Source organism: Paenibacillus illinoisensis NBRC 15959 (assembly GCF_004000925.1).
Taxonomy (GTDB): domain Bacteria; phylum Bacillota; class Bacilli; order Paenibacillales; family Paenibacillaceae; genus Paenibacillus; species Paenibacillus illinoisensis.
On the sequence record NZ_BIME01000014.1, the window covers coordinates 120,943 to 143,730 of the forward strand.

A 22,788-nucleotide genomic window follows, 5' to 3' on the forward strand; every position below is an offset into this window, starting at 1 on the left:
AGGATAAGAAAACATCTGTTTGCATTTTAGGTATTTTTTCAGTTGCAAGTTAAGAAGGGGGAGCATGAATGGTCGAGCAAATCGATATGTCGGCAGGTTCGACAGGCGGAGGACAGGGGTCTTCAGGCTACGACGCGGACGACATTCAAGTACTTGAAGGACTGGTAGCGGTTCGGAAACGGCCCGGGATGTACATCGGCAGCACCAGTACTTCAGGTCTGCATCATTTGGTATGGGAAATTGTGGACAACGCTGTCGACGAGCATCTCGCCAAATTCTGCTCCAAAATCGATATCACGCTGCATAAGGACGGTTCTATTACGGTTCAGGATAACGGAAGGGGAATTCCGACAGGTATACATAAAACAGGGATTCCTACTCCCCAGGTCGTGTTTACGATTTTGCACGCAGGCGGAAAGTTCGGTGGATCAGGATATAAGAAATCAGGCGGACTGCACGGCGTAGGTGCTTCGGTAACGAACGCTTTGTCGGAGTGGCTTGAAGTCGAAATCTTCCGTGATGGCAAGATTCATCGTCAACGTTTTGAATATTGGCAGGACAAAAAGGGTGTCGAACATGTCGGAGAGCCGGTAACGGGACTCGAAGTACTCGGGAATACCAACCGGACAGGGACTAAAGTAACGTTTAAACCCGATATACGTGTCTTCCAAAATGGCATTCAATTGAATTATGATACACTGGCAGAACGGCTTCAGGAAATTGCTTTTCTGAACTCGGGCCTGAAAATTGTTCTGAAAGACGAACGTTCAGGCAATCAGGATGAGTATATGTATGAAGGCGGAGCAAGCCAGTTTGTTGCGTATTTGAACGAAAATAAAGATGTGCTGCATGATGTCATTCACTTCTATGCGGAGAAGGACGACATCGAGGTGGAAGTTGCAATCCAGTATAACGCAGGGTATACCGAAACGCTGGCTTCGTTTGTTAACTCGATCCCGACCAGGGGCGGCGGTACACATGAGACCGGATTCAAGACGGCGTATACCCGTGTGATGAACGACTATGCAAGACGTACCAACATGATTAAGGAAAAAGATAAAAATCTTGAGGGTAATGATCTGCGAGAAGGCATGATGGCTGTTATCAGCGTAAAAATGTCCGAAGTCGAATTCGTTGGACAAACGAAAGATCAACTCGGTAGCGCTTCCGCTCGAAGTGCGGTCGATTCGGTCGTTTCGGAGAACATGCAGCGGTTTTTGGAAGAAAACCCGCAGGTGGCTCAGACGTTGATTCGCAAAGCGGTTCAGGCCTCGAAGGCAAGAGAGGCTGCACGCAAGGCCCGTGACGAGATGCGTACAGGCAAAAAGCGCAGTGAAAGCTCCAACCTGAATGGCAAGCTGACTCCGGCACAATCCAAGGATTTTACCCGAAACGAGCTGTTTATTGTTGAAGGTGATTCCGCGGGAGGCTCGGCCAAACAGGGACGCGATTCGAAGATTCAAGCCATACTGCCTCTGAAAGGAAAACCACTCAATCCGGAAAAAGCAAAGCTGGCGGATATCCTCAAAAACGAGGAATATCGTGCGATAACGGCTGCAATCGGAGCGGGTATTGGGACTGAATTTGCCGTTGAGGACAGCAATTATTCCAAAATCATAATCATGACCGATGCGGACACGGATGGTGCACATATTCAGGTGCTGCTGCTGACTTTCTTTTACCGTTATATGAAACCTCTGATTGACCAAGGTAAAGTGTTTATTGCACAGCCGCCATTGTATAAGCTCACCCGCAAGTCCGGTAAAATGGCAAGTGTTCGCTACGCTTGGACGGATGATGAGCTGGCGAATTACATGAAGGAGTTTGGAAACAACGTCGAACTTCAACGTTATAAAGGTCTGGGTGAGATGAATCCAGACCAGCTGTGGGAAACGACGATGAATCCGGAGACACGGACGCTGCTCAAGGTGGAGATTGTAGATGCTGCCAAAGCGGAGCGCCGTGTGTCAACACTTATGGGTGATAAGGTCGATCCGCGTAAACGCTGGATTGTAGAGAACGTCGACTTTACAGAGTACGAAGAATAGAAGGTGCTTGGAATGAGTCTATCAGAACAATTTTTGCCGGCCTTTCTGGAAGAGGTCGTCGGTGACCGGTTTGGTCGCTACTCCAAATATATTATTCAGGATCGGGCCATTCCCGATGTTCGGGATGGGTTGAAACCCGTGCAGCGTCGTATTCTATACGCCATGTACGATTCCGGTAATACGCCTGAAAAGCCTTATCGTAAATCTGCAAAAACCGTCGGTGATGTGATGGGTAACTACCATCCCCATGGTGACTCATCCATCTATGATGGTATGGTGCGGATGGCACAACCTTGGAAAATGGGCCATGTGCTCGTAGACGGTCATGGTAACTGGGGATCACAGGATGATGACCCGGCTGCAGCGATGCGGTATACAGAGGCCCGATTGTCGCCGATCGCCATGGAGATGCTGCGAGATATCGAGAAACGGACAGTTCTGTTTAAGGACAATTTCGATAATACAGCCAAAGAGCCGGTTGTGCTGCCATCTCGTTATCCCAACCTACTGGTTAATGGCGTAAGTGGGATTTCTTCCGGCTTTGCAACCGAGATACCAACGCATAATCTGCGTGAAGTCATTGATGCCTGCATCGCGGTGATGGAAAAACCATCGATTGAGCTGGACGAGATCATGATGTTCATGAAAGGCCCGGATTTCCCTACAGGCGGCTTGATCATGGGTGGCGAAGGTATTCTGGATGCTTATCGGACAGGCAAAGGAAGAATTTACATTCGCTCGAAAACGGATATCGAGAATATGCGCGGTGGCAAACAGCAGATTGTCATCACCGAGATTCCATATCAGGTGGTAAAATCCAGACTTGTTACAGCCATGGAGAATATTCGACTTGAGAAAAAAGTAGAAGGTATTGCCGAAGTTCGCGATGAGAGTGGACGTGACGGTCTGCGTATCGTGGTTGAATTGAAAAAAGAAGCGGATGCGCAAGGTATTCTGGCTTATTTACTCAAAAAAACCGATCTTCAAGTAACCTACAATTTTAACATGGTTGCCATCGTGAACAAGGCACCTCAACAGCTTGGGTTGAAATCCATTCTGGAAGCCTATATTGCCCATCAGCGTGAGGTTGTGACATTCCGGACCAAGTATGAGCTCGAGAAAGCGGAAGACCGTGCACACGTGCTGGAGGGTCTGGTCAAGGCGCTGAACATTCTTGATGAAGTTATCGCAGCAATCAAGGCATCCAAAAATCGCCAGGACGCGCAAAATAATCTGATGTGGATGTTCGGATTCTCGGAGCGCCAGGCAGATTCCATCTTGACGCTGCAGCTGTACCGTTTGACCAATCTGGAGATCTCATCCCTCCAGAAGGAGCTTGACGATCTGATGAAAAAGATTGCCCAATTACGCTCCATTCTGGATAGCGACCGCAAGCTAATTGGTGTCATCCGCAAAGAATTGATGGAGATCCGGGAGAAATACGGGATCGACCGTCGTTCGGCCATCCAGGGTGAGGTGGAAGAACTTAAGGTTAATCTGGAAGTCCTCGTCAACGCGGAAGATGTATTTGTTACATTATCCAAAGAGGGCTATGTAAAACGTACGGGCATGCAGTCCTTTACTCGTTCAGGTGGCGAACGCAACGGAAGCGGTGTAAAGGAAGGCGACTATATTTCACAGGTGCTTGAAGTTAATACGCTTGAAAACCTGCTCGTGTTCACGCAAAAAGGCCAGTACTTTTTGCTGCCTGTTCATCAGGTGCCGGAATTCAAGTGGAAAGACCCCGGAACAGCCATTGTCAATGTCATCCCGTTAGCGAAGGATGATCGTATCGCGAGTGTGCTCGCAGTCAAGTCCTTCGAAGAAGAAGGCCACAGTCTCGTCTTCGTTACACGTAAGGGACAGGTGAAGCGTACCGAGCTGAAAGAGTACGTCACCAAACGTTCCGGAGCTGTAGCTGCTTGCAAAGTGGGTAAGGACGATGAGGTATTGTCGGTACATCTGAGCACAGGCGGCAAGGATATTATGCTGATCACCAAGGAAGCGATGGCGATCCGTTTCCGTGAGGATGATGTCAATCCAATGGGACGGGTATCCGGAGGGGTTCGTGGTATTCAGTTAAAAGAGACGGATGAGGTCGTTTCTGCCCTATGGGTGGAAGGAGATGAGGGCGAGATTGCCGTGCTGTCCGACTTGGGCTACGGTAAACGTTCGCTGCTGCTGGACTATGCATTGCAAAGTCGCGGAGGCAAAGGTATTGCCACATTCGAATTCAAAGAAGGCAAGCGTGTGAAACCGAACGGAAGCCGCATAGCCGGGGCATTCTATTGCAGGGAACAACGAAACGTAACGGTAATGACCAAAGAAGGGCAAGCGTATCCGATTTCTTCTGAAGGTGTACCGATTACGGAACGCAAACATATTGGTAAGCTGCTGGTTCATGTGGAGAAACAGGATGAAGTCGTGGAACTTCTCATGAATTTCGATGAAAATCAGCCACCATCAACATCGTAAAATGAGTAAAAAGACTTTTTGCACAGCAGTTGACTCTGTCGTGCAAAGAGTCTTTTTTTGTTGTTCAAACTCGGATTAAAAGAGGCTGTCCATGCGAAGTTTAACAACCTTCGTCGATTACGGTCGATCGCTGGGAAATTGAAAAAATGCAGCAGGAATGCGGGTTTTTAGCGCGAAAAGTTAAGCTAGTGAAGTGAAAAACCGGGTTGCAGAGAGGAGCGATTCAAGATGTATAATTCCGATTTTGCCAAGTGCTGGTCAAGGCTCACCAAGGACTATAAGCTGCATATGGATCAGGAACTGGCTCCCTCTTTAACAGAGGCACAGCTGGCTGTATTGGAGGTTCTTGAGGATCATCAGAAAATGAAGCCATCCGATCTGATTCCTTTTTTGGCTACAACACCTGCGGCCGTAACCATGCTGCTTGACCGTATGGAAAAAAACAATTTGATTCGCAGAGATCGGGATGACAACGATCGAAGAATCGTGTGGGTATCCTTATCTGACAAGGGACGAATGGAGACAGAACGTGGCGTTGCCATTCGAAATGATTTCATGAATTCCGTACTTAGCAATATTTCAATGCACAACCAACAGCTGCTTGTCTATCTACTGGGTAAGATGACAGCACCCAAAACAAAGGAGCATGCGTTGTCCTCCACATCCTAATGAACAATGATGGACAGGGGCTAATTCATGATGATATGATTTAAAGTTAATGCTATACCATAGCACTCCTGTGGATACAAGCAGGAGTGCTATGGTATTTTATTTTGGCTGGAGTGAATTGATTTGTCTGTTTCATAGGGCAATGAATTATTTCAGAAAATTTATATGTAAAGAGTTGACTATGTCATTATTTTTGTTATAATAAATAATTGTTCCCCTGATATTTCGTGTGCGAAATATTATATTCCAAAAGTAAAAAGGGTGAATTAATGATTGATACGTATGAAGTATTCTACATTATCAATTCGTTCCGGCAAGTGAATCAAATGCTGTTTCGGGCATTCTGGAATGAAAATAAGCAGATTGAGTTAACTTCGATTCAATTTATGGTGTTATCCATTTTGAAGGAGCGTCCTTCCATTGGCATCAACGAGGTGGCTGAACTGTGCCATATGGGCAGCAGTTCCATGAGTGCTGTGGTTGAACGTCTGGTCAAGGGTGAATACATAGTCCGGACACGTTCCCATTCTGATCGCCGATCCGTCATGCTGCAAATTACGGATAAAGGAGATAAGGCACAGCAGGAAACGCACCAGTTGTGGATGGAAAGAGTATCTCCCATATTGGATATTCCAAAAGAAGATCTCGAGCATCTGCTGAGAATTCATACTCAAATGATTGAAAAGTTAGAAGGAAGAGAGATGAACAACCCATGAGTACTACCGCTGCAGCTCCATCCTCTGCGATGGACAACATTAAGAAGGGACCGATTGTAGCCGCGCTGCTAATTGGTGCATTTGTAGCCTTCTTGAACCAAACCCTGATGAACGTGGCTCTTCCTAAAATCATGGAAGATCTCGGTATCGGGGCGAATACAGCCCAATGGCTGACAACGGGATACATGCTTGTCAATGGCGTGCTAATTCCGGTTACGGCTTATCTGATTGCCAGATTTTCAACACGTCAGATCTTTATTACGGCAATGACGTTATTTACATTAGGAACACTCGTCTGCGGAATTAGTCCGAATTTCTCCATTCTGATGGTTGGTCGTGTGATTCAGGCGGCAGGCGCCGGTATTCTGATGCCTCTGATGACGGTCGTATTCCTGACCATTTTCCCGATCGAGAAACGCGGTCAGGCCATGGGTACAATGGGGATCGCCATGATCCTTGCTCCGGCCATTGGACCAACGCTTTCCGGTTATGTCGTAGAACATTATTCCTGGAGACTGCTGTTCTACATCATCTTGCCATTCTCCGTGATTGCAACAGCAATCGGTATCGCATTTGTCAAAAATGTAACCCGTCAATCCAAACCGAAACTCGATTATCCAGGGGTTGTTTTGTCGACACTTGGATTTGGTAGCTTGTTGTACGGCTTCAGTGATGCTGGTACAGATGGATGGGGAAGCGCAATTGTTATCAGCTGTCTGGTCGTAGGTGCCATATCGCTGATCCTGTTCGTTGTTCGTCAACTGACAACGGATCATCCACTGCTGGAGTTCCGTATTTTCAAATACAACATGTACACATTAACTACGATTATTAATATGCTTGTGACAATGGCGATGTTTGCCGGCATGATTTTGCTTCCGATTTTCCTGCAAAATATTCGCGGCTTCTCACCAATTGAATCAGGTTTGCTCATGATGCCTGGTGCGATTCTGATGGGGATTATGTCTCCAATCACAGGCCGTATCTTTGACAAAGTTGGTGCTCGCTGGCTGTCCGTTGCAGGTCTTGCGATTACTGCAATTACGACATGGGGACTCAGCCGCCTGTCGATTGATACAACTTATGGCTACATGATGTTTATCTATACTGCACGGATGTTCGGTATGTCAATGTTGATGATGCCGATTCAGACTGCCGGCTTGAACCAACTGCCACAGCGTCTGAATGCACACGGTACAGCGATGTCCAATACACTTCGTACGGTTGCTGGTGCGATCGGTACAGCCGTTCTGGTTACGATCATGAGCAGTAAATTGAAATCCCACCTGGCAGATACACTTGCCTTGGGACAGATTAATCCTGAGGATCAAGCTGCTATGCTTGGTGCTACGGCAGATGCAACCATCTACGGGGTAAACTACGCATTTACGGTAGCTACCTGGATGACCGTTGCCGCAATGCTTCTGGCGTTCTTTATCCGTAAGACGAAGCCGGCGATTGAACCGACACCGGTGGAACAGCATCAAAAAGCGAATGCAACAGCTTAAATATATTATTGGTATCATCGTTTAATATTCATACGATCTACGCTTGTATACAAAGCGATTGAATGAGAGAGAGCCCTGGCAGTTTGAACTGCTGGGGCTCTTTTTGTATTGGAAAGTGAATAAGAATTATCACTGGTTATCTGATAAACCGTCAAGAAATACAGGCCCAGGATCATATCCAAACTGCTGGAGGTTAATGGTCCCATTCAGCTGAAATTCAACACCTTCGCTGATGAGCTCGGTCTCCTGCATCAAGCGAGAGTGTTCATCCGGAATGGCTATCTCTCCTTTGGCGTTAACAACACGATGCCAGGGAAGTCGCTCCTTGCGGCTCATGGAGTGAAGAATGCGCACAACCTGCCTTGCAGCACGGGGGCTGCCCGCGAGAGCGGCTATCTGGCCATAGGTCATGACTTTGCCTTCCGGTATAGATGCAATGATGGCCACGACTTGTTTAGTGAACGGTGTCATTTGAATGCAAACTTCCTTTCTCCATCTCAGGAGTACTGGCTCTTTTCTCTACAGAATCTCGTCTTATCTTGAATGGGTCGTAATACATTGTCGTTTCGATCAAGACGCATTGTTAAAAAAACCGTGTACCCAGAATTTAGATTCGGATACACGGTTTGTCCATTATTCTTTAAACGCATCCTCATACACGCCAGATGGCCATTCCGCCCATGGGAACTCGCAGGGAGGCAGCGATCTTAATGTGATCTCTTCCTTGGTTACTGGGTGCGGAAAAGCCGCGATGGCAGACCAGAGAGCGATCTGCTGTCCAGGCTTGTTCACACCTGCACCGTACTTCTGATCTCCAAACAAGGGACAGCCTGATTCTTTCATTTGAACTCGAATTTGGTGCGATCTGCCGGTGTGAAGTTCGATGTGTACAAGACTGTATCGATCCGTTTGACCGATAACCCGGTAATCCAGAACAGCGTCTTTGCCGCCTGGTGTACCTTTTGGTACAGCTGTTACCGTGTTGGTTCGCGCATCTTTCAGCAACGTATGCCTTAACGTACCCTGCTGCGCAGGTAGTTTACCATGGACAACGGCCGCGTATATTTTGCGAAAATGCCGTCCGCGGACCGTTTCAGACAATCTGGAAGCCGCCTTGGAGGTTTTGGCAAAAATCATTGCGCCTCCAACGGGGCGATCCAGCCTGTGAACCAGACCGAGATATACATTACCAGGTTTATTGTACCGTTCCTTCAAATCCTGCTTCAGGAGCGTGAGCAGATCGGGGTCTCCCGACGCATCCTCCTGGGTGGGGACATTAACAGGTTTCGTAATGCCTAACAGGTGATTATCCTCATATAGTACAGGAATATCACCAGATGGCTGTACGTGATCAGACATCATGACTCCCAGCGGCCCAGAATGCCGCAAGGCAGGTCCAAACCACTGCGTGTAATCGGCAGACCGATCTCTCCTGCAGTAATGCTGCCTCCGTATTGAGCTGACATCGTCATCGTCAGCATGTTGCGCAGAACTGTGGATGAGATGCCAGTAGTGTAGGAATTAACCAGCATGAATAGTGGGTTATCCGACAAAATACTCATGCAAGATTTCAAGAAGGGGTAGAGGTTCTCTTCCAGCTTCCACGTCTCTCCATTAGGTCCCCGGCCGTAGGACGGAGGATCCATAATAATCGCATCGTAACGGTTACCACGGCGCTGTTCCCGTTGTACGAATTTAAATACATCATCTGTAATAAAACGAACAGGGCGGTCTGCAAGACCGGAGAGTTGAACGTTCTCCTTGGCCCACTGCACCATGCCTTTGGCTGCATCCACGTGAACTACCGAAGCACCGGCATAAGCTGCAGCAACCGTCGCACCGCCCGTGTAGGCAAACAGGTTAAGTACGGAGATAGGCCGTCCTGCATTCGAGATTTTATCCATCATCCAGCTCCAGTTGGCAGCTTGTTCAGGGAACAGGCCTGTATGCTTGAAGCTGGTCGGTTTAATGTGAAACTTAAGGTTTTCATATCCAATGGTCCATCGTTCCGGAATTGGCTTCTTCATATCCCAGCTGCCGCCGCCGGAAGAGCTGCGGTGATAGTGACCATGCACCTGGCGCCATTCATTGGTTTCTTTTTCGAGAGGCCAAATAATCTGTGGATCGGGTCTGCGCAAGATGACATCGCCCCAGCGCTCCAGTTTCTCGCCGCCTCCTGTATCGATTACTTCATAGTCCTTCCAGTTCGATGCTACGTACATAGTCGTTTATCCATCCTTCAAAAGTCATTTGGATACTATTGTACAACAAAAAAGGGGCTGTACGCCAGTTGGGGTGGGCAGAAGGGACTTTGGTTGTGTTGAATTTGCTGTGTAGCCATATACGGAAAATGAAGAAAAGATGAAAATTTAATTTGACAATGATAATCATTATCACATATGATTTTGATAATTCAGATATCCTTATGAACTGCATGATCTAGATGACTAAATTAAAGTGAGGGAAAAATAGATGGCTAAATTGTTGGTGACTTATGCGAGCATGACTGGAAATACGGAAGAAATTGCAGAACTGATTGTAGAAGGAATTACACAGGGAGGGCATGAGGCAGTCCTCAAGGATGTAATGGATTGCAATGCAGCGGACGTGCTTGAATATGATGGTTTCCTGATAGGGGTATACACATGGGGAGACGGGGAACTGCCCGATGAATTCCTTGATTTTTACGAAGAACTGGATGAACTGGACCTGAGTGGCAAACGAGCGGCTGTCTTCGGCAGCGGTGACACATCTTATGAACAATTTTGCGGAGCAGTGGATCTTGCAGCTGCGAAGCTGCAGGAGCGCGGGGCGGAAGTATCTCCAGAGATGCTGAAGATTGAGTACAGTCCGATGGAGCAGGAGAAGGATACATGCCGTGAATTCGGTAAACGCTTCGCTGCTGCCGGATTACAGGTATCCTAGAAACCATGTTGAAACCTAATGTTCAGGCAGCCGTTCAGCCGAGAGGTACGGACAATTCGGAGAGACTGCTTGAGGATTATAAATTGGAGGAGATGCTTCGCAGCCCGCATCGATTCATTCGCCCAGAATCGGAGGCTGCAGAGCGTTCCCCGCTGCAATGGAGACACCGCGTTCAGTATGCGGTCAGTCATGCGGTTAATGCATTTTATAGTATGGACCCCGATGTGCGCAAGGAGGTTCCGGTACAATATCTGCTGGAAAAGTGGTGGCCGAAAAAGCCAGCAGGTTTCGACTCCATCCTTCATTACTGGGATGTGAAAAATAAAGTCATTGATGAACTATCATTGGCAATCGCCATGAACGATGATTTGAAGCATCCCATGATCCTGTTTGAACAGTGGAAAACCGAAATTCCTGCACTTTCCATGCACTTGTCGATGATTTTCCAGACAGCTTGGCAACCAGAAGGGTGGGACTCTCTGTTGGTTCAGAAATTCATGGTGGTCCACGATCCAAACGTAGTTGAAGCTTTTCAGCATATGGCTAGTGTGTTTTGCTGGGAAGCCTTCGGGAAGCTGCCTGGCATGATTGAAATTTACTGTTTGCTCGAAGGTCGTAAAATTCGATTCATTCCGGGACGTCAATCCCTGATTCGTTCAATGGATTACATTAGGCTTGTTCGCGACAGTATCCCGCAAACGGAAAATTCGGAAACGGAACATTTTACCTCCCGTGATAAAGCCCGGATACATGAGGAAGTGGACCGAAGAAGAAGTGAAGTGGAGCCCAAGAAAAACTGGCTCATGTAGATCTGCATGAAGAGTGTCTGACAGAAAGTGAAGATAAAGGAGGAGCGACACAATGTTAACCGGTGTGAATCAGTTGGGGAGTGGCAAGAAGCGTGCAGGAAGCTGCGAATTCAGCCCGCTTCCGGTACCACAATCGGTGATTGGACGTTTGCTTGATGAGGCAGACCCTTCCTTGTACGTGATGAGTTCTAAACCCTGGCGATTTATGCTTTTTGCAGGAGAAGGGCGCCAGCTCTATCTGGAAGCGGTCAGACAGAGCTATCCTCCTCACTTGGCAGACCGATATGGTGACTGGGCCGCATATCAATATACAGAAGCCATCCCTGCACATCTGATTGTTGTTGCACCAACCAACACTCAAGAGGATCATATACTGCCTGCAAAAGCATGGAGCAGGCGATTCTCCATGCTGGCAGCAGAACAGGGACTGCATGCCGTTTGGAAAATGAATGATTATCAGCAGCACCCCGTTTTTATGAACCTGATGGGCTTAACCAGTGAAGAGCAGGTATTAGGAGTCTTTCACATCGGTTACGGAGACCAGCCTGCATTAAGAGATGTGGATATTAGCAGACCAGCCTCTGAACTGATGACAGTCTACGACCATCTGGTTTAAACCGCTGCCTCTTAGGCGAACAGAAATTAATGATGCGTGTCTGCCAGAAAATTGCTAACGAGCTGACGATACGTGTCTACGCCAGAATAGGTTGAGTACAAGCGGTTGGATACGGTAATACTGTTCCCGAAGAAAAAACGTTCGAATTGGGTCTGTCTGCCACCGAATGAACCTGCACCGAGCTCCCAGATCAAACGGAAAAGGGAAGTGCGCTGCTGTGCTGTCATATCCGTTCCTCTCAGGTAGATGTCCAAATGCGTTGCTGCATCCGTTTTGAATTCTTCCTCCTGAGGCACCATAATCATCCCGCTTGAGGCCATTAGCTGGATGATTTCAATCATCTCGGGATACAGCTTCGGATATAGAATATTGGCAGCCATCAATGGCTGTGGTGCAGGCAGTATAAAACCTCGACCATCTGGCACGGCGCCAGCTTCAGCAGCGATGGCTAACGCCTTAAGAGACTCGAGTCCGGCTAATACACGTGCCGTTTTCTCAACGACGTGTGCTTCGGAGGCGAGGTCAAGCGTATCGGTGAGCAACTGAAGTGTTCCCAGGATGAATTCGGTTTTGGCAATATATCGGCATAAAACTTGATGTCCCGCGTGAATGTGGAAGTTGCTTCCGCTAAATAGACGCGAGGACATTTCTTCGTTTCCGGCAAAGAAAATCCGATCATGGGGCACTAAGACATGATCAAAAATGACGATGTTATCCATTTCTTCGTATCTGGAGCTGAGCGGAAAATTAAAGCGTGATTCAGATGCGTAGGTATCCCGGCAAACGAGGGTGATGCCTGGGAGATCATTAGGTACGGCAAACGCGAAGGCAAACGGATTTTCATCATCAAATGGAGCAGGTGAGGGAGACGGGTATACAAAAATTTCGTCACATGTAGCACCCTGTGTAGCCATCATGAATGCCCCGGTGATAATAAGGCCTTCTTCGGTGTGCTCAACCACCTTGGCTGCGATTGCATCCTCGGTAGCGTCCATCTGCCCGGATATTTTGCTGGCGTGTGGCTGTATAAAGGCATGAGAGAGGGTAATGTCGTTGTCACGACAGAAGGCATAGTAGTTCCTCAGATTTTCGGCGTACTGCGGAGATAACTCGTTAAGGAGCTCCGCTGCAGTGTAGAATGACATGATGGCCGTGTTCATATAATCGGGTGACCGACCCAGAAACCCATGATGAGCGTTTGACCAGACACTCATCGCTTCACGGCGTTTCCGGAGATCATCAACTGTGGTGGGCGGCAGGAACGATAGTCCCACCGGTTTGCCGTCTACGGGGGATTCGTACGTCATCTTGCCTGCAAGCAGCGGATCTGACTGCATGTCGTAGAGTTGCGCTTGTGTCTCCATGAGGCCTTTGAAAGCAAGATGTTCTGATCTTTTACCCGTAACCAGTTCACCCTTGTACCAGCAGGGGACAGTCTGGGAATTGATTCGTTCAATGTACTGCTTGCCATTTTTAACAGGCATCGTTATTCACCTCTTGGATCTAATCGTTCATGGGCAGATAGACTGCTCTCGTAGTTTACGTGGGCAGCAACCATTATGTGCATCCTGACAGAGGAATAACGAACTTGGCAAAAAGGGCTTGATAATAATTATCATTCTTGTTACAATACAAAAAGAAAAAGGAACCGGCCAGGGCTCCTTTAACTTAAAACAATGGTAAAGATTTTATTTTACTTCAAAGGTTTTGCAGTCTGTTTCAGCAGACTTGCTTGCTTCTTGGGAACTGTGGCTCACGATATAAATCGAATCAGCATTACATTTGTTCTCTTCAGCCCAGTGAACACAGGAATTTACTTCACACAATACGTCTTTTGCCATGGTTAATAACCTCACTTTGAGTTAGATTACATCCGTTGGTATAAAGATAATTCCGAATTTTCAAGTTGCCGCTTGAAGTTTGGAACATTTTGTCCTCTTAATAAAGAGGGCTTATTTGCGTTATACACAACGATGCACCTTCAGAATAGCAAATTTGGGCAAAGCATGCAACATGTGCAATGCTTATTCAAAGCTTCTTGCGCGAGCGAGGAAGACTGACTTTGCAAAAAGGCGGTCCTATGCTATGATTAAATAGTAATAATTACGATTAATCGAAAGTTCAATAAGAAGCTCACTACATTTTTAAGTCGTTTAAAGTGACGATTATAAATCTTAGTTGATCGTGACCTCTTTATTTGGTTTCTCAAACATCAATTACTTTAGGCTTGGAGATTCGCAGTTTACTCTGCTGGCATGAACGAAGGAGAGTTATCAAAACATGAGCAAAACAAATCATATGAACCGTATTCCCCGTGCCAAGGGAATGGATATGGCTGCTTTTTATTCACCGAAAGAGTGTACACGGAAAGTAAAGCACATTGTCTTCTCACAGGAGAACGAGCGTATCATTGAGGAATTCCTGACCATTCTCGGCATGAAGGAACGCTTTGTGGAGCATGATGTTTCCATGCCGAACAAATTGGTCATGTTTGGTCCTCCCGGCACCGGGAAGACATTAACGGCATCCTACCTGGCCTCTCGGCTTAATCTCCCACTGGTTTTAGTACGTCTGGATGCAATCATTCACAGCCATTTGGGAGAGACGGCTACGAATGTACGCAAACTTTTTGAGTATGCACGCCTGAATCCCTGTGTCTTGTTTTTGGATGAGTTCGATGCCATTGGCCGCACCCGGGAGAGCAATGATGAAGTGAAAGAGATGGCCAGGGTAGTTAATACCTTGCTGCAGTGTCTGGATGAATTCGAAGGCGATAGCGTACTGGTGGCAGCCACCAATTTGGAAACCCAACTGGATCATGCCGTATGGCGTCGATTTGATACCAAAATAACGTATGCCATGCCGGATGAAGAGAGCAGGCAGCGATATATCAACAAACTGGTTGGACAATTTGAGCATCAGCCAGACCTGAAAACCTATATGTGCAAGCAGTTAAAAGGGTGCAGTTACGCCGATGTGGAGCAGATTGTGCTCAAAGCCAAACGGAAAGCGATTATTATGGACAGCCCATTGCATGAACAATTGATAACTGATGCATATGATGAGTATATGCCGCGATTATTATCTACATAGAAGCTGAGCCGAAACATTACTGTCCGATTAACAAAAATATAACGAAACAGCCCTGCCAGGGATCCATTCAGGAACCCGGGCGGGGCTGTTCTGCTGTTTAAGATGTTTTAAGCATTTGCTGGTGAACGGTATGCTTTTTCCGGAGTTGTTGCTTCAGGTGTCTTCCAGCGTGGCAGTTTCAGCGTAAACTGACTTCCTTTTGGGCTGCTTGAGGTGAGGGTGAGATCTCCACCTTGTGCTTGAGCAAGAAGGCGGCTGTAGGTGAGCCCAAGTCCCAATCCCCTAGACTGGCGCTTCTTGAGCTCGCCTCGATAGAAACGTTCAAATATTTTGGTTTGATCTTCCTCGGCAATGCCTGTTCCGTTGTCCTGTACGTCTACGTAGAGATAGTTTTCTTCAGCTCGCAGGCGAATGTCGAACAATGTGGTTTGTCCCGAAGTAGTGGCCTGCAAACCATTATTCAGCAGATTGACGATAATTTGCTGAATCCGCAATGCATCACCGATCGTATACAGCGCCCCCGCAGGTACATGCATTGCAACTTCCGGTGATTGATCCTCGTAAGCGATTTTCCACTGGTAAATAATCTCCCCAACCAGCAGACTCAGATCGACGCGCTCATGGCGTACGGCAACACTGCCTGCACTCATGGCATTATAGTCCAGAAGATCAGCCACCATGCGTTCCATACGTTCGGATTCTTTTAAGGCGATATCGAGAAACTCTTTGCCTTCCTGCGGGCTAACAATATCATCTCGAACAGCCATAACCAGTCCTTTGATGGAGGTAACTGGGGTTTTCAGCTCATGGGTAACACCTGCCAGTGAGAGATTACGCCATTCCTCCAGCTGCTGTAATCGGAAGGACATTTCGCGAAAAGAATGGACAAGCTCATTCATCTCCTGCTCTTTGGTGTCCAGATTCAGGTTAACATCATAATTGCCGGTTCGAATCTGCTCTGCAGCATGTGCAACCTGGCGAATGGGTTTGGACAGCTTGCGGGACAGAAGATAGATCGTAAACCAGCCACACAGAATGAGAGCAGCAAACAGCAGACCTACAATCAGCAGAGTGTCCGGACTGTAAGTTATGGCTTTTTTGGACTGCAACACCCATACTTTACCCAGCGTCTGGTCGGCATCCACTACATTGACGGTTACACCCGCAAATTTGTGGTTTCGCGGCTCCGACAGATCATCTGACAGTCTAGTGTAAACTTCCTGTTGGGTCATTTTCGGTTTGGAATAGATCAATTGATTGTTGTTGTCGAGAATCATGATGCAAAAATGATTATCGGTATTAAAAAGCTTGGTACGCTTGTCCACCAATCGATCCAGATCAGGAGGAATGTGCAGTTTGTTTTCAGTCCCTGATACCTTCTCCGCAATTTCAAGCCCCAGAAGCTCAGCGGTTTTGAGACCTTTCTCAAGGGAAGTGGTCCTGATCCAGTAGAGTGCCCCTGCCACAATTATGATGAAGCCGATACAGAGGATCAGAAAATATTGAAGCGTCCAATAGGAGAGAATGGATGTTTTTAATTTAGGCGTTTTTCGGCTCAGTTTGCGATCCAAAATTGATACCCCATTCCCCTTAAAGTCCGGATTTCTCCTGTTTCTGGCAGCCAGTGGGAGAGGGCCTGACGCAACCGTTTAATGGAAAGATCCACAGCACGGTCGCTTCCGTCATAGTCCATGCCCCATACCTGCTCAATGAGATGCTCCCGGGTGAACGTTCGATTTGGATATTCAGATAGGAACATCAGCAGCGACAGGTCGCGAGGCGTTAACGCCACTTCTGCACCATTCAGCAGTACCTGTTTGGCTGCCAGATCAATGACCAGATTGCCGAAATAACGTTTACCTTCCCCTTCAGCTGTCCAATGTGGATTGCGGCGAAGTACGGCGTTAACTCTTGCAACCACTTCCTCCGGCACGAAGGGTTTGCTCATATAATCGTCGGCACCGGCATTCAGCCCATTGAGACGGTCCTGAATGTCGTCCAGTGCCGTTAGCATAATGACAGGGCAAGGACTTTTTTCACGAATCACCCGCAGCAGATCCCAACCATCCATCCCTGGCAGCATGACATCGAGCAGAACCAAGGCGGGTACGTCAGAATCAAATAAAGTGAGAGCAGTGGGTCCATCTGCGGCATGACGGACATCAAAACCCGCTTTTCTCAGATAAGCAGCCAGCACACGAGCAATTGCCTGCTCATCCTCAACGATAAGTATGGATTTCAAGAAGGTGTCTCCTTTCACGACATAAGCTTGTGTACTGATTTTACATGAGCCGGAGCTTAAAGCCAATTAGGCAAATATTTTCAGAAAAAGAATGATGCTTTCATCCTTTTTGACGTCATCCTGACACATTGGGTTGATAAGATTCTTGCAACAACCAACTATACAATGACCAATTGGAGGAGATAGAGATGAATAAAAAGACAAAAACATGGGTGATATCCGGCGTCGCAGCAATCGCAATTCTTGGGGGCGGAGGTTACTATGTCGCTAACAGTTATATGGGGAATAACGTAGATATCGAGCAGGTACTACCAGCAAGCACCGCAGCATCCACAACGGATGCAGGCACAGGTACGACGGTTGCAAATGAAGCAGCAAGCGCGGAGCAATTAAACGGGGATTGGACCATCAGCGAAGGCTCGAAGGTGTATTTCTCGGTAACGACATCACAGGAGACCGTCAATTTTGTGGACGAGCAGGTAAGTGGAACCTGGGCGATTAATGTGGACGATGCTTCCCAGATGAAAGCGGAAGGTCAGATTGAGATGAGCGGAATTGATTCGGGTAACGGTCAGCGCGATGGTCACGTGAAAGAAGCTGATTTCTTCGATGTTGGCACACATCCGCAAGCGACTTTTACCGCTACTTCTTTTGAAGGCATTCCAGCAGAATGGACTGCAGGACAAACCGTGGATTTTAAAATGAACGGTACCCTTACGGTTAAAGGCGTCGAAAAAGAGGTTACTTTTGATGCAAGGGCTGCCTATGAAAATGATCAGGTACTGCTGTCTGCAACGACAACAGTCACTTTCGAAGACTTCGGTATGGAGAATCCTCACTCGGTTGTGTTATCCACAGAGAATGATATTCAGGTCCAACTGGAACTGAAGCTTGACAAATAAATGATTTGTTCGTGAAAAAATGAGGCACAGATCCTGATTCAAAATAGGATTACTGTTGCTCCGATCTCATCGGAAGGAATAATACAATGAATACACCTGTCCCAGATGCCGTAGGCAAAGGGGCAGGTTTTTTTGCGTTAAGGTGTTGTTCTAACACAGGAGGAGTAGAGAGACTTCACGGTTCGAATGGATCGTCTAGCGGCAAATGATATTAAACTGTTTGAATAACTGCTGTTTCCTTTGGAAAATGCCGTGTTCCGGTTCGCTGTGAAGCGCTTACAATAATATAGATTTCATCAATGATTTAATGATGTTCAGGTGTTATAAAAAAGGGGGAGATCAAGAGTGAACAAGAAATACATAAGCGGCTGCCTGGTCTTATTCATGCTGTTCTGTGAGCTCGGCTTCTGGGTACGTCCGGCTGGGGCAGCAGGGGTAAACGTTGCATTGAATAAACAGGTTACCGTGAGTGCAGAGGATCTGCAATACAATGGCAACAAGGAAAATGCCGTGGACGGCAGCGCCGATACCAAATGGAGTGCAGACAGCAGAAATGAAGCGGAGCAGCCTCATTGGTTAATGGTCGATCTGGGAGGAACGTACCAGGTATCGGGAGCTGAAGTGACATGGAAAGATAAAGGCCAGGTGGTAAAGTATCATGTTGAAGTGTCAGCAGATGGCGCTGAATGGACAACGGCTGCGGATCACCGAACGAACGAAATAGCCGAAGACATCGCGAAAGTGAGTTTTCAGGCTAACGACGTGAGGTATGTGAAGGTTACGATTCCATATTATGCTGGACCAGATTGGTGGCCAGGCATTGCCGAATTGAAAGTCTGGGGGCAAGAAGAGGGGCTTACGCCAGAACTCATTACATCGTATTCTCCAATGAATATTTCCACCTTAAAAGGGGTTGCACCCGTAATGCCTGCTGAAGTGCAGGCTCATTATTCAAGTGGAAAGACGGCAGATGTTCCCGTATCATGGAACGCGATAGATCCGATTCAGTATTCTTCCGTTGGAAGCTTCACCGTTACGGGGGATGTATATGGAGCGCCTACTCAACCGGTGGCTGATATTCAGGTTGGGGGATACCGGAATGATTTTGTACGTGGAGTGGACATCTCAACCTTAACGGCAATTGAAGACAATGGCGGTAAATATCTGGACAGTAATGGGACGGAAAGGGATCTGCTCGACATCCTTAAGGACCGCGGCGTCAATTATGTTCGTCTCCGACTGTGGAATGATCCACAAAAGTCAGGTGGGTATAATGATAAAGATGATGTAATTCGACTTGCTAAACGTGTTAAGGAAAAGGGAATGAAGATCCTGCTGGATTTCCATTATTCCGATGAGTGGGCTCATCCAGGTCAGCAGCTTCGACCGAAGGCATGGGAGGGCTTGTCCTTTGAAGAACTGAAACAGGCGGTATTCAATTATACGTCTGAGGTCGTAGGTGAGATGAGATCGTCGGGTGCCATGCCGGATATGGTTCAGATCGGGAACGAAATTAACAGCGGCGTTCTGAACGGCCTGAACAGCAATGTGAATTTTGATGAGAATGTTGCCTTGCTGCAGAGTGGTGTAGATGGTGTGCGCGCTGTCGATGGTGGAGATCAGGTTCAGATCATGATTCATCTGGCAGAAGGCGGCAAACCGGAGCTGTTTGATTGGTACTTTGGAGAAGTGGAGAAGCGCGGACTGGAGTATGACATTATTGGGCTATCCTACTATCCGTTCTGGCATGGAACCTTCGCAGACGTACGGCAGACGATGAATACAGTCTCTGCAAAATATAAAAAAGAAGTGATCATTGCCGAGACCTCATACCCGTTTTCCTACAAAAATGGAGATGCCCATGGCAACATCATTGGCAGTCCAGAGGCGCTGCATGTGGGCGGTGCGACTTTCCCGGCTACGGTGCAAGGTCAGCATGATGCCATTGCCGGCATTATGGATATGATTGCAGAAGTTCCTGATGGCCGCGGAGCGGGTTTTTTCTACTGGGAGCCGGCATGGATTGCCGCCAATGTGGGTTGGATTGCTTCAGAGGGAGATGCGTGGGAGAACCATGCCATGTTCGACTATGATGAATATCCTGCCAATGGAGGGTACTCGTTCGAAGGTCGTGCCTTGGAGTCACTGAATGTGTACAAACGAGGGATGGATACCCTGCCTGTAGACCGCCAGCAATTATGGGCAGCCATTAAACGTGGGAGTGAAATGGTGGCTTCTGATTATACGCCACCAAGTTGGATAACCCTGGCACCAGCCATTCAGGCAGCCAAGGACGTGTATTACAAAGCCTATACTTCAGAGGTTCTGACACAACAGGAGACCGATGAAGCTGCAGCTGCGCTCGAAGCAGTTATGCAGGAGCTTGAAGTTATCCCGGCTGATCGTAAGACGCTTGAAGGCAAAATTGCAGAAGCTGAAATATATCATGAAGCAGATTGGTCAATTGCAACATGGACTGTTTTTAGCAAAGCACTCGCCAAGGCTAAACAAGTACTTGCTGATCCAAGAGCGACCCAGACCGAAGTGGACCAGGCAGTGATCCATTTGGAGAAAGCCATTCAGGAATTGTCCGATGTAGACAAGACTCTGCTGATACAGCTCATCGAAGAGACTCAGCAGCAGAGTGAATCATCATATACTTACCGAAGCTGGAGCCTTTTGCAGACGGCGCTGCAGGCAGCCATTGTGGTAAGAGACAAACCTGATGCCATCCAGTCTGAAGTGAATCAAGCACTGGAACAGCTTCAGCAAGCCGGTCGTGACCTTGTTCAACTCGAAGCCTTGACAACAGGGAAGACAGCAACAGCCTCCACCAGTGCAGGAACGGGCGGCGGACAGAGCAACTCACCTGACGGGGCAATTGACAGCAACCCGAATACATCATGGGGAACGGATCAAAGTGTAGGCAGCTGGTGGCAAGTGGACCTCGGTGCGGTTGCCAATATCCGAAAGTTAGAAATGTCCATGTGGAGCGGAGGCATCAAATACAGGATCGAAGTCTCTGAAGACGATGAAAATTATGTCACGGTGGTGGATACCACAAGTGATGTCGTTGTATCCACCAGTCCAAGACACATACTGCCGGAAAACACTCAGGCACGTTACATTCGAGTTACTATCACGGCTGGTTCGACATGGGTAGGATTCATGGATTTTGAGGCATATGGAACATTTCCTGCAGACAAAACTGCTCTTCAGATGACCGTGGACTCAGCGTCTAAGCTTCAGCAAAATCAATACACGGCTGCAAGTTGGAATAGATTGGTGGAAGCGCTGACTACAGCCAAGGAATGGATGGACGATATCGAAGCTTCCATTCAGAATATCAGTGAAGCTGACAACGCATTAAAAGAAGCCATGCGTCAGTTGGTCCGGCAGGAGTCAACCCCTGGACCATCGCAACCAGTCCAACCGTCACCGCCAACCTCACCAGGAAATCCAGCGGTTACAGTACCTGCACCTGAAACGGAACAGCAGACCGAAAAGGGATCTACCCTAATCAAAGGAGTTTTGACCGGGAAAGATCAGTATTCTGTTTCACTGAACGAACAGCAGCTCGTTCAATTGGTGAAAGGGCTGGAAGCAGGTAACCAACAGCTGCGTTTGGTTGCAGACATTGCTGAGCCATACCAAGCTGTCACATTCCAATTGCCTGTGAGTTCACTCGGAGCATGGGTTAAGACGCAGGCGTTACAGTCACTGGAGCTGAGCGTGGGCCAGACTTCGGTACGCATACCGATGAAATCACTTCAGGAGATCCATGCATCGACCGCCAAAACACTGGATGTGGTGATATCGAAGGGGTCCACTGCGAATCTGTCCGAGCAGCAAAAAGCAGTGATCGGTAATCACTCCGTTATCGATGTCAAACTGTTGGTGGATGGCGAAGTGCTGCCTTGGACGGATCGAGCTATTGAGATCGCATTTTCGGGTATAGCTAAACCGGCGACAGCGAATACAGTTCCCGTTGTTCAATCCTTATCGCCAGATGGTCAGATGAAGACAGTCCTGTATTCCGCATATGATGAGTCTGCACAAATAATGACGTTCAAGCCGCTTCAATCCGGTTCATTCGTTATAGTAGAGGTGAATGTGACTCTGACGGATATACAAGCACATTCTTGGGCAGTGAATGAAGTAAAGAGTTTGTATGGTAAAGGAATTGTCTCTGGGATGTCCGGTGACCGTTTCGATCCGTTGGGTGAACTGACCAGAGCCCAGTTCTTGCATATGGTTGTGCAGGGAATTGGTGAGTCTCATGTTCCGAACAAAATCGGATATTTGCTAAGTGATGTATCCGAAGGACAATGGTATACGGATTCGATTCGTCTTGGTTTGGAGATGAACATTATTCAGGGACGCCCTGACGGATCTTTTGGAGTGCATGAACGGGTTACCCGTGAAGATATGGCGGTTATTCTGGAACGTGTCATTCAAGCTGTGAAGCAGGATGAAACGTCCGATTTGGATGTATCCACTGGTGCTGAGTTCAGGGATAACGAAGATATCTCAGGTTATGCGAAGCAAGCCGTGTCATCCATGCAGCAGTTAGGATTATTGAAGGGCATGGACGATGGAAACTTCGCTCCCAAACAGACGGCTAACCGTGCACAAGGAGCTGTTGTCGTCGCCAGAATGATGGAACTGCTATATTGAAATGGTGAAGCAATGAAATACAGACCTGTCTTAAGGCTGCGGCCGAGGGACGGGTCTTTTATTTTTAAGGGAATCATTAATGTCATATTGACATTATTATTATCATTT

Annotated in this window: 18 protein-coding genes; 11 read left to right on the top strand and 7 right to left on the bottom strand. The window is 47.6% G+C overall.

Annotated features, from left to right (window positions below; translation table 11 throughout):
- The first annotated feature begins 68 nt into the window (after window positions 1–68).
- From parE to PIL01S_RS25945, 5 genes are all read left to right on the top strand, one after another.
- Window positions 69–2,048: a DNA topoisomerase IV subunit B gene (parE, locus tag PIL01S_RS25925; protein WP_127540398.1), complete on the top strand. Its 1,980-nt coding sequence runs from the start codon at window positions 69–71 to the stop codon at window positions 2,046–2,048.
- 12 nt (window positions 2,049–2,060) lie between these two features.
- Window positions 2,061–4,523 carry a DNA gyrase subunit A gene (gene gyrA, locus PIL01S_RS25930; protein ID WP_127540400.1) on the top strand — a complete coding sequence of 821 codons (2,463 nt, stop codon included), beginning with the start codon at window positions 2,061–2,063 and terminating at the stop codon, window positions 4,521–4,523.
- A 228-nt stretch (window positions 4,524–4,751) separates the two neighbouring features.
- Window positions 4,752–5,192: a MarR family winged helix-turn-helix transcriptional regulator gene (locus PIL01S_RS25935; RefSeq protein ID WP_095361860.1), complete on the top strand. Its 441-nt coding sequence runs from the start codon at window positions 4,752–4,754 to the stop codon at window positions 5,190–5,192.
- 269 nt (window positions 5,193–5,461) lie between these two features.
- Window positions 5,462–5,908 carry a MarR family winged helix-turn-helix transcriptional regulator gene (locus PIL01S_RS25940; RefSeq protein ID WP_095361859.1) on the top strand — a complete coding sequence of 149 codons (447 nt, stop codon included), beginning with the start codon at window positions 5,462–5,464 and terminating at the stop codon, window positions 5,906–5,908.
- Window positions 5,905–7,416 carry a DHA2 family efflux MFS transporter permease subunit gene (locus PIL01S_RS25945; protein WP_127540402.1) on the top strand — a complete coding sequence of 504 codons (1,512 nt, stop codon included), beginning with the start codon at window positions 5,905–5,907 and terminating at the stop codon, window positions 7,414–7,416. Before PIL01S_RS25940 ends, PIL01S_RS25945 begins: the two co-directional genes overlap by 4 nt.
- Before the next feature lie 129 nt (window positions 7,417–7,545).
- Here PIL01S_RS25945 and PIL01S_RS25950 read toward each other — a convergent pair whose 3' ends face one another.
- The 3 genes from PIL01S_RS25950 to PIL01S_RS25960 all read right to left on the bottom strand — a co-directional run bounded on the left by PIL01S_RS25950 (window position 7,546) and on the right by PIL01S_RS25960 (window position 9,638).
- On the bottom strand, window positions 7,546–7,887 hold the full coding sequence (locus PIL01S_RS25950; protein ID WP_127540404.1) for an MGMT family protein: 342 nt from the start codon (window positions 7,885–7,887) through the stop codon (window positions 7,546–7,548).
- 162 nt (window positions 7,888–8,049) lie between these two features.
- Window positions 8,050–8,778: an RluA family pseudouridine synthase gene (locus PIL01S_RS25955; RefSeq protein ID WP_371860007.1), complete on the bottom strand. Its 729-nt coding sequence runs from the start codon at window positions 8,776–8,778 to the stop codon at window positions 8,050–8,052.
- Window positions 8,775–9,638 carry a class I SAM-dependent methyltransferase gene (locus PIL01S_RS25960; protein ID WP_095292682.1) on the bottom strand — a complete coding sequence of 288 codons (864 nt, stop codon included), beginning with the start codon at window positions 9,636–9,638 and terminating at the stop codon, window positions 8,775–8,777. Before PIL01S_RS25960 ends, PIL01S_RS25955 begins: the two co-directional genes overlap by 4 nt.
- A 250-nt stretch (window positions 9,639–9,888) precedes the next feature.
- On the opposite strand from PIL01S_RS25960, the gene PIL01S_RS25965 reads away from it, so the two are divergent.
- Genes PIL01S_RS25965 through PIL01S_RS25975 form a run of 3 tightly spaced genes read left to right on the top strand, consistent with a single transcriptional unit; the run spans window position 9,889 to window position 11,766 of the window.
- Window positions 9,889–10,341, top strand: coding sequence for a flavodoxin (locus PIL01S_RS25965; protein ID WP_127540408.1), 453 nt, complete (start codon window positions 9,889–9,891; stop codon window positions 10,339–10,341).
- A gap of 5 nt (window positions 10,342–10,346) precedes the next feature.
- Window positions 10,347–11,150 carry a hypothetical protein gene (locus tag PIL01S_RS25970; protein ID WP_127540410.1) on the top strand — a complete coding sequence of 268 codons (804 nt, stop codon included), beginning with the start codon at window positions 10,347–10,349 and terminating at the stop codon, window positions 11,148–11,150.
- A 52-nt stretch (window positions 11,151–11,202) separates the two neighbouring features.
- Window positions 11,203–11,766 (top strand): nitroreductase family protein, encoded by a 564-nt coding sequence (locus tag PIL01S_RS25975; protein WP_127540412.1) that lies wholly within the window; start codon window positions 11,203–11,205, stop codon window positions 11,764–11,766.
- A 26-nt stretch (window positions 11,767–11,792) separates the two neighbouring features.
- On the opposite strand, the gene PIL01S_RS25980 is transcribed toward PIL01S_RS25975, so the two are convergent.
- Both PIL01S_RS25980 and PIL01S_RS25985 read right to left on the bottom strand, forming a co-directional pair.
- Window positions 11,793–13,250, bottom strand: a complete 1,458-nt coding sequence (locus PIL01S_RS25980) for a 4-hydroxyphenylacetate 3-hydroxylase family protein (protein ID WP_127540414.1) — start codon at window positions 13,248–13,250, stop codon at window positions 11,793–11,795.
- 204 nt (window positions 13,251–13,454) lie between these two features.
- Complete coding sequence (locus tag PIL01S_RS25985; RefSeq protein WP_095292667.1) at window positions 13,455–13,607, bottom strand: DUF1540 domain-containing protein; 153 nt, start codon at window positions 13,605–13,607, stop codon at window positions 13,455–13,457.
- Window positions 13,608–14,046: 439 nt separating this feature from the next.
- Between PIL01S_RS25985 and PIL01S_RS25990 the strand changes: the two genes are divergently transcribed.
- The gene (locus tag PIL01S_RS25990; RefSeq protein ID WP_127540416.1) at window positions 14,047–14,859 is read left to right on the top strand and encodes an AAA family ATPase; all 813 of its coding nucleotides are present in this window, start codon (window positions 14,047–14,049) and stop codon (window positions 14,857–14,859) included.
- 107 nt (window positions 14,860–14,966) lie between these two features.
- Here PIL01S_RS25990 and PIL01S_RS25995 read toward each other — a convergent pair whose 3' ends face one another.
- Both PIL01S_RS25995 and PIL01S_RS26000 read right to left on the bottom strand, forming a co-directional pair.
- On the bottom strand, window positions 14,967–16,430 hold the full coding sequence (locus PIL01S_RS25995; RefSeq protein ID WP_127540418.1) for a sensor histidine kinase: 1,464 nt from the start codon (window positions 16,428–16,430) through the stop codon (window positions 14,967–14,969).
- Window positions 16,415–17,101, bottom strand: a complete 687-nt coding sequence (locus tag PIL01S_RS26000; RefSeq protein ID WP_127540420.1) for a response regulator transcription factor — start codon at window positions 17,099–17,101, stop codon at window positions 16,415–16,417. The genes PIL01S_RS25995 and PIL01S_RS26000 overlap by 16 nt, the downstream gene beginning before the upstream one ends.
- A gap of 188 nt (window positions 17,102–17,289) precedes the next feature.
- Here PIL01S_RS26000 and PIL01S_RS26005 point away from each other — a divergent pair, with 188 nt between their 5' ends.
- Window positions 17,290–18,003, top strand: a complete 714-nt coding sequence (locus PIL01S_RS26005) for a YceI family protein (protein ID WP_127540422.1) — start codon at window positions 17,290–17,292, stop codon at window positions 18,001–18,003.
- A gap of 345 nt (window positions 18,004–18,348) precedes the next feature.
- Complete coding sequence (locus tag PIL01S_RS26010; protein WP_127540424.1) at window positions 18,349–22,680, top strand: glycosyl hydrolase 53 family protein; 4,332 nt, start codon at window positions 18,349–18,351, stop codon at window positions 22,678–22,680.
- Window positions 22,681–22,788: the final 108 nt, after the last annotated feature.

What these genes read in the sequence shown, in the direction of transcription:
- parE (WP_127540398.1), top strand. Translation starts at nt 69, where the DNA reads ATGGTCGAGCAAATCGATATGTCGGCAGGTTCGACAGGCGGAGGACAG.
- gyrA (WP_127540400.1), top strand. Translation starts at nt 2,061, where the DNA reads ATGAGTCTATCAGAACAATTTTTGCCGGCCTTTCTGGAAGAGGTCGTC.
- PIL01S_RS25935 (WP_095361860.1), top strand. Translation starts at nt 4,752, where the DNA reads ATGTATAATTCCGATTTTGCCAAGTGCTGGTCAAGGCTCACCAAGGAC.
- PIL01S_RS25940 (WP_095361859.1), top strand. Translation starts at nt 5,462, where the DNA reads ATGATTGATACGTATGAAGTATTCTACATTATCAATTCGTTCCGGCAA.
- PIL01S_RS25945 (WP_127540402.1), top strand. Translation starts at nt 5,905, where the DNA reads ATGAGTACTACCGCTGCAGCTCCATCCTCTGCGATGGACAACATTAAG.
- PIL01S_RS25950 (WP_127540404.1), bottom strand. Translation starts at nt 7,887, where the DNA reads ATGACACCGTTCACTAAACAAGTCGTGGCCATCATTGCATCTATACCG.
- PIL01S_RS25955 (WP_371860007.1), bottom strand. Translation starts at nt 8,778, where the DNA reads ATGATGTCTGATCACGTACAGCCATCTGGTGATATTCCTGTACTATAT.
- PIL01S_RS25960 (WP_095292682.1), bottom strand. Translation starts at nt 9,638, where the DNA reads ATGTACGTAGCATCGAACTGGAAGGACTATGAAGTAATCGATACAGGA.
- PIL01S_RS25965 (WP_127540408.1), top strand. Translation starts at nt 9,889, where the DNA reads ATGGCTAAATTGTTGGTGACTTATGCGAGCATGACTGGAAATACGGAA.
- PIL01S_RS25970 (WP_127540410.1), top strand. Translation starts at nt 10,347, where the DNA reads ATGTTGAAACCTAATGTTCAGGCAGCCGTTCAGCCGAGAGGTACGGAC.
- PIL01S_RS25975 (WP_127540412.1), top strand. Translation starts at nt 11,203, where the DNA reads ATGTTAACCGGTGTGAATCAGTTGGGGAGTGGCAAGAAGCGTGCAGGA.
- PIL01S_RS25980 (WP_127540414.1), bottom strand. Translation starts at nt 13,250, where the DNA reads ATGCCTGTTAAAAATGGCAAGCAGTACATTGAACGAATCAATTCCCAG.
- PIL01S_RS25985 (WP_095292667.1), bottom strand. Translation starts at nt 13,607, where the DNA reads ATGGCAAAAGACGTATTGTGTGAAGTAAATTCCTGTGTTCACTGGGCT.
- PIL01S_RS25990 (WP_127540416.1), top strand. Translation starts at nt 14,047, where the DNA reads ATGAGCAAAACAAATCATATGAACCGTATTCCCCGTGCCAAGGGAATG.
- PIL01S_RS26005 (WP_127540422.1), top strand. Translation starts at nt 17,290, where the DNA reads ATGAATAAAAAGACAAAAACATGGGTGATATCCGGCGTCGCAGCAATC.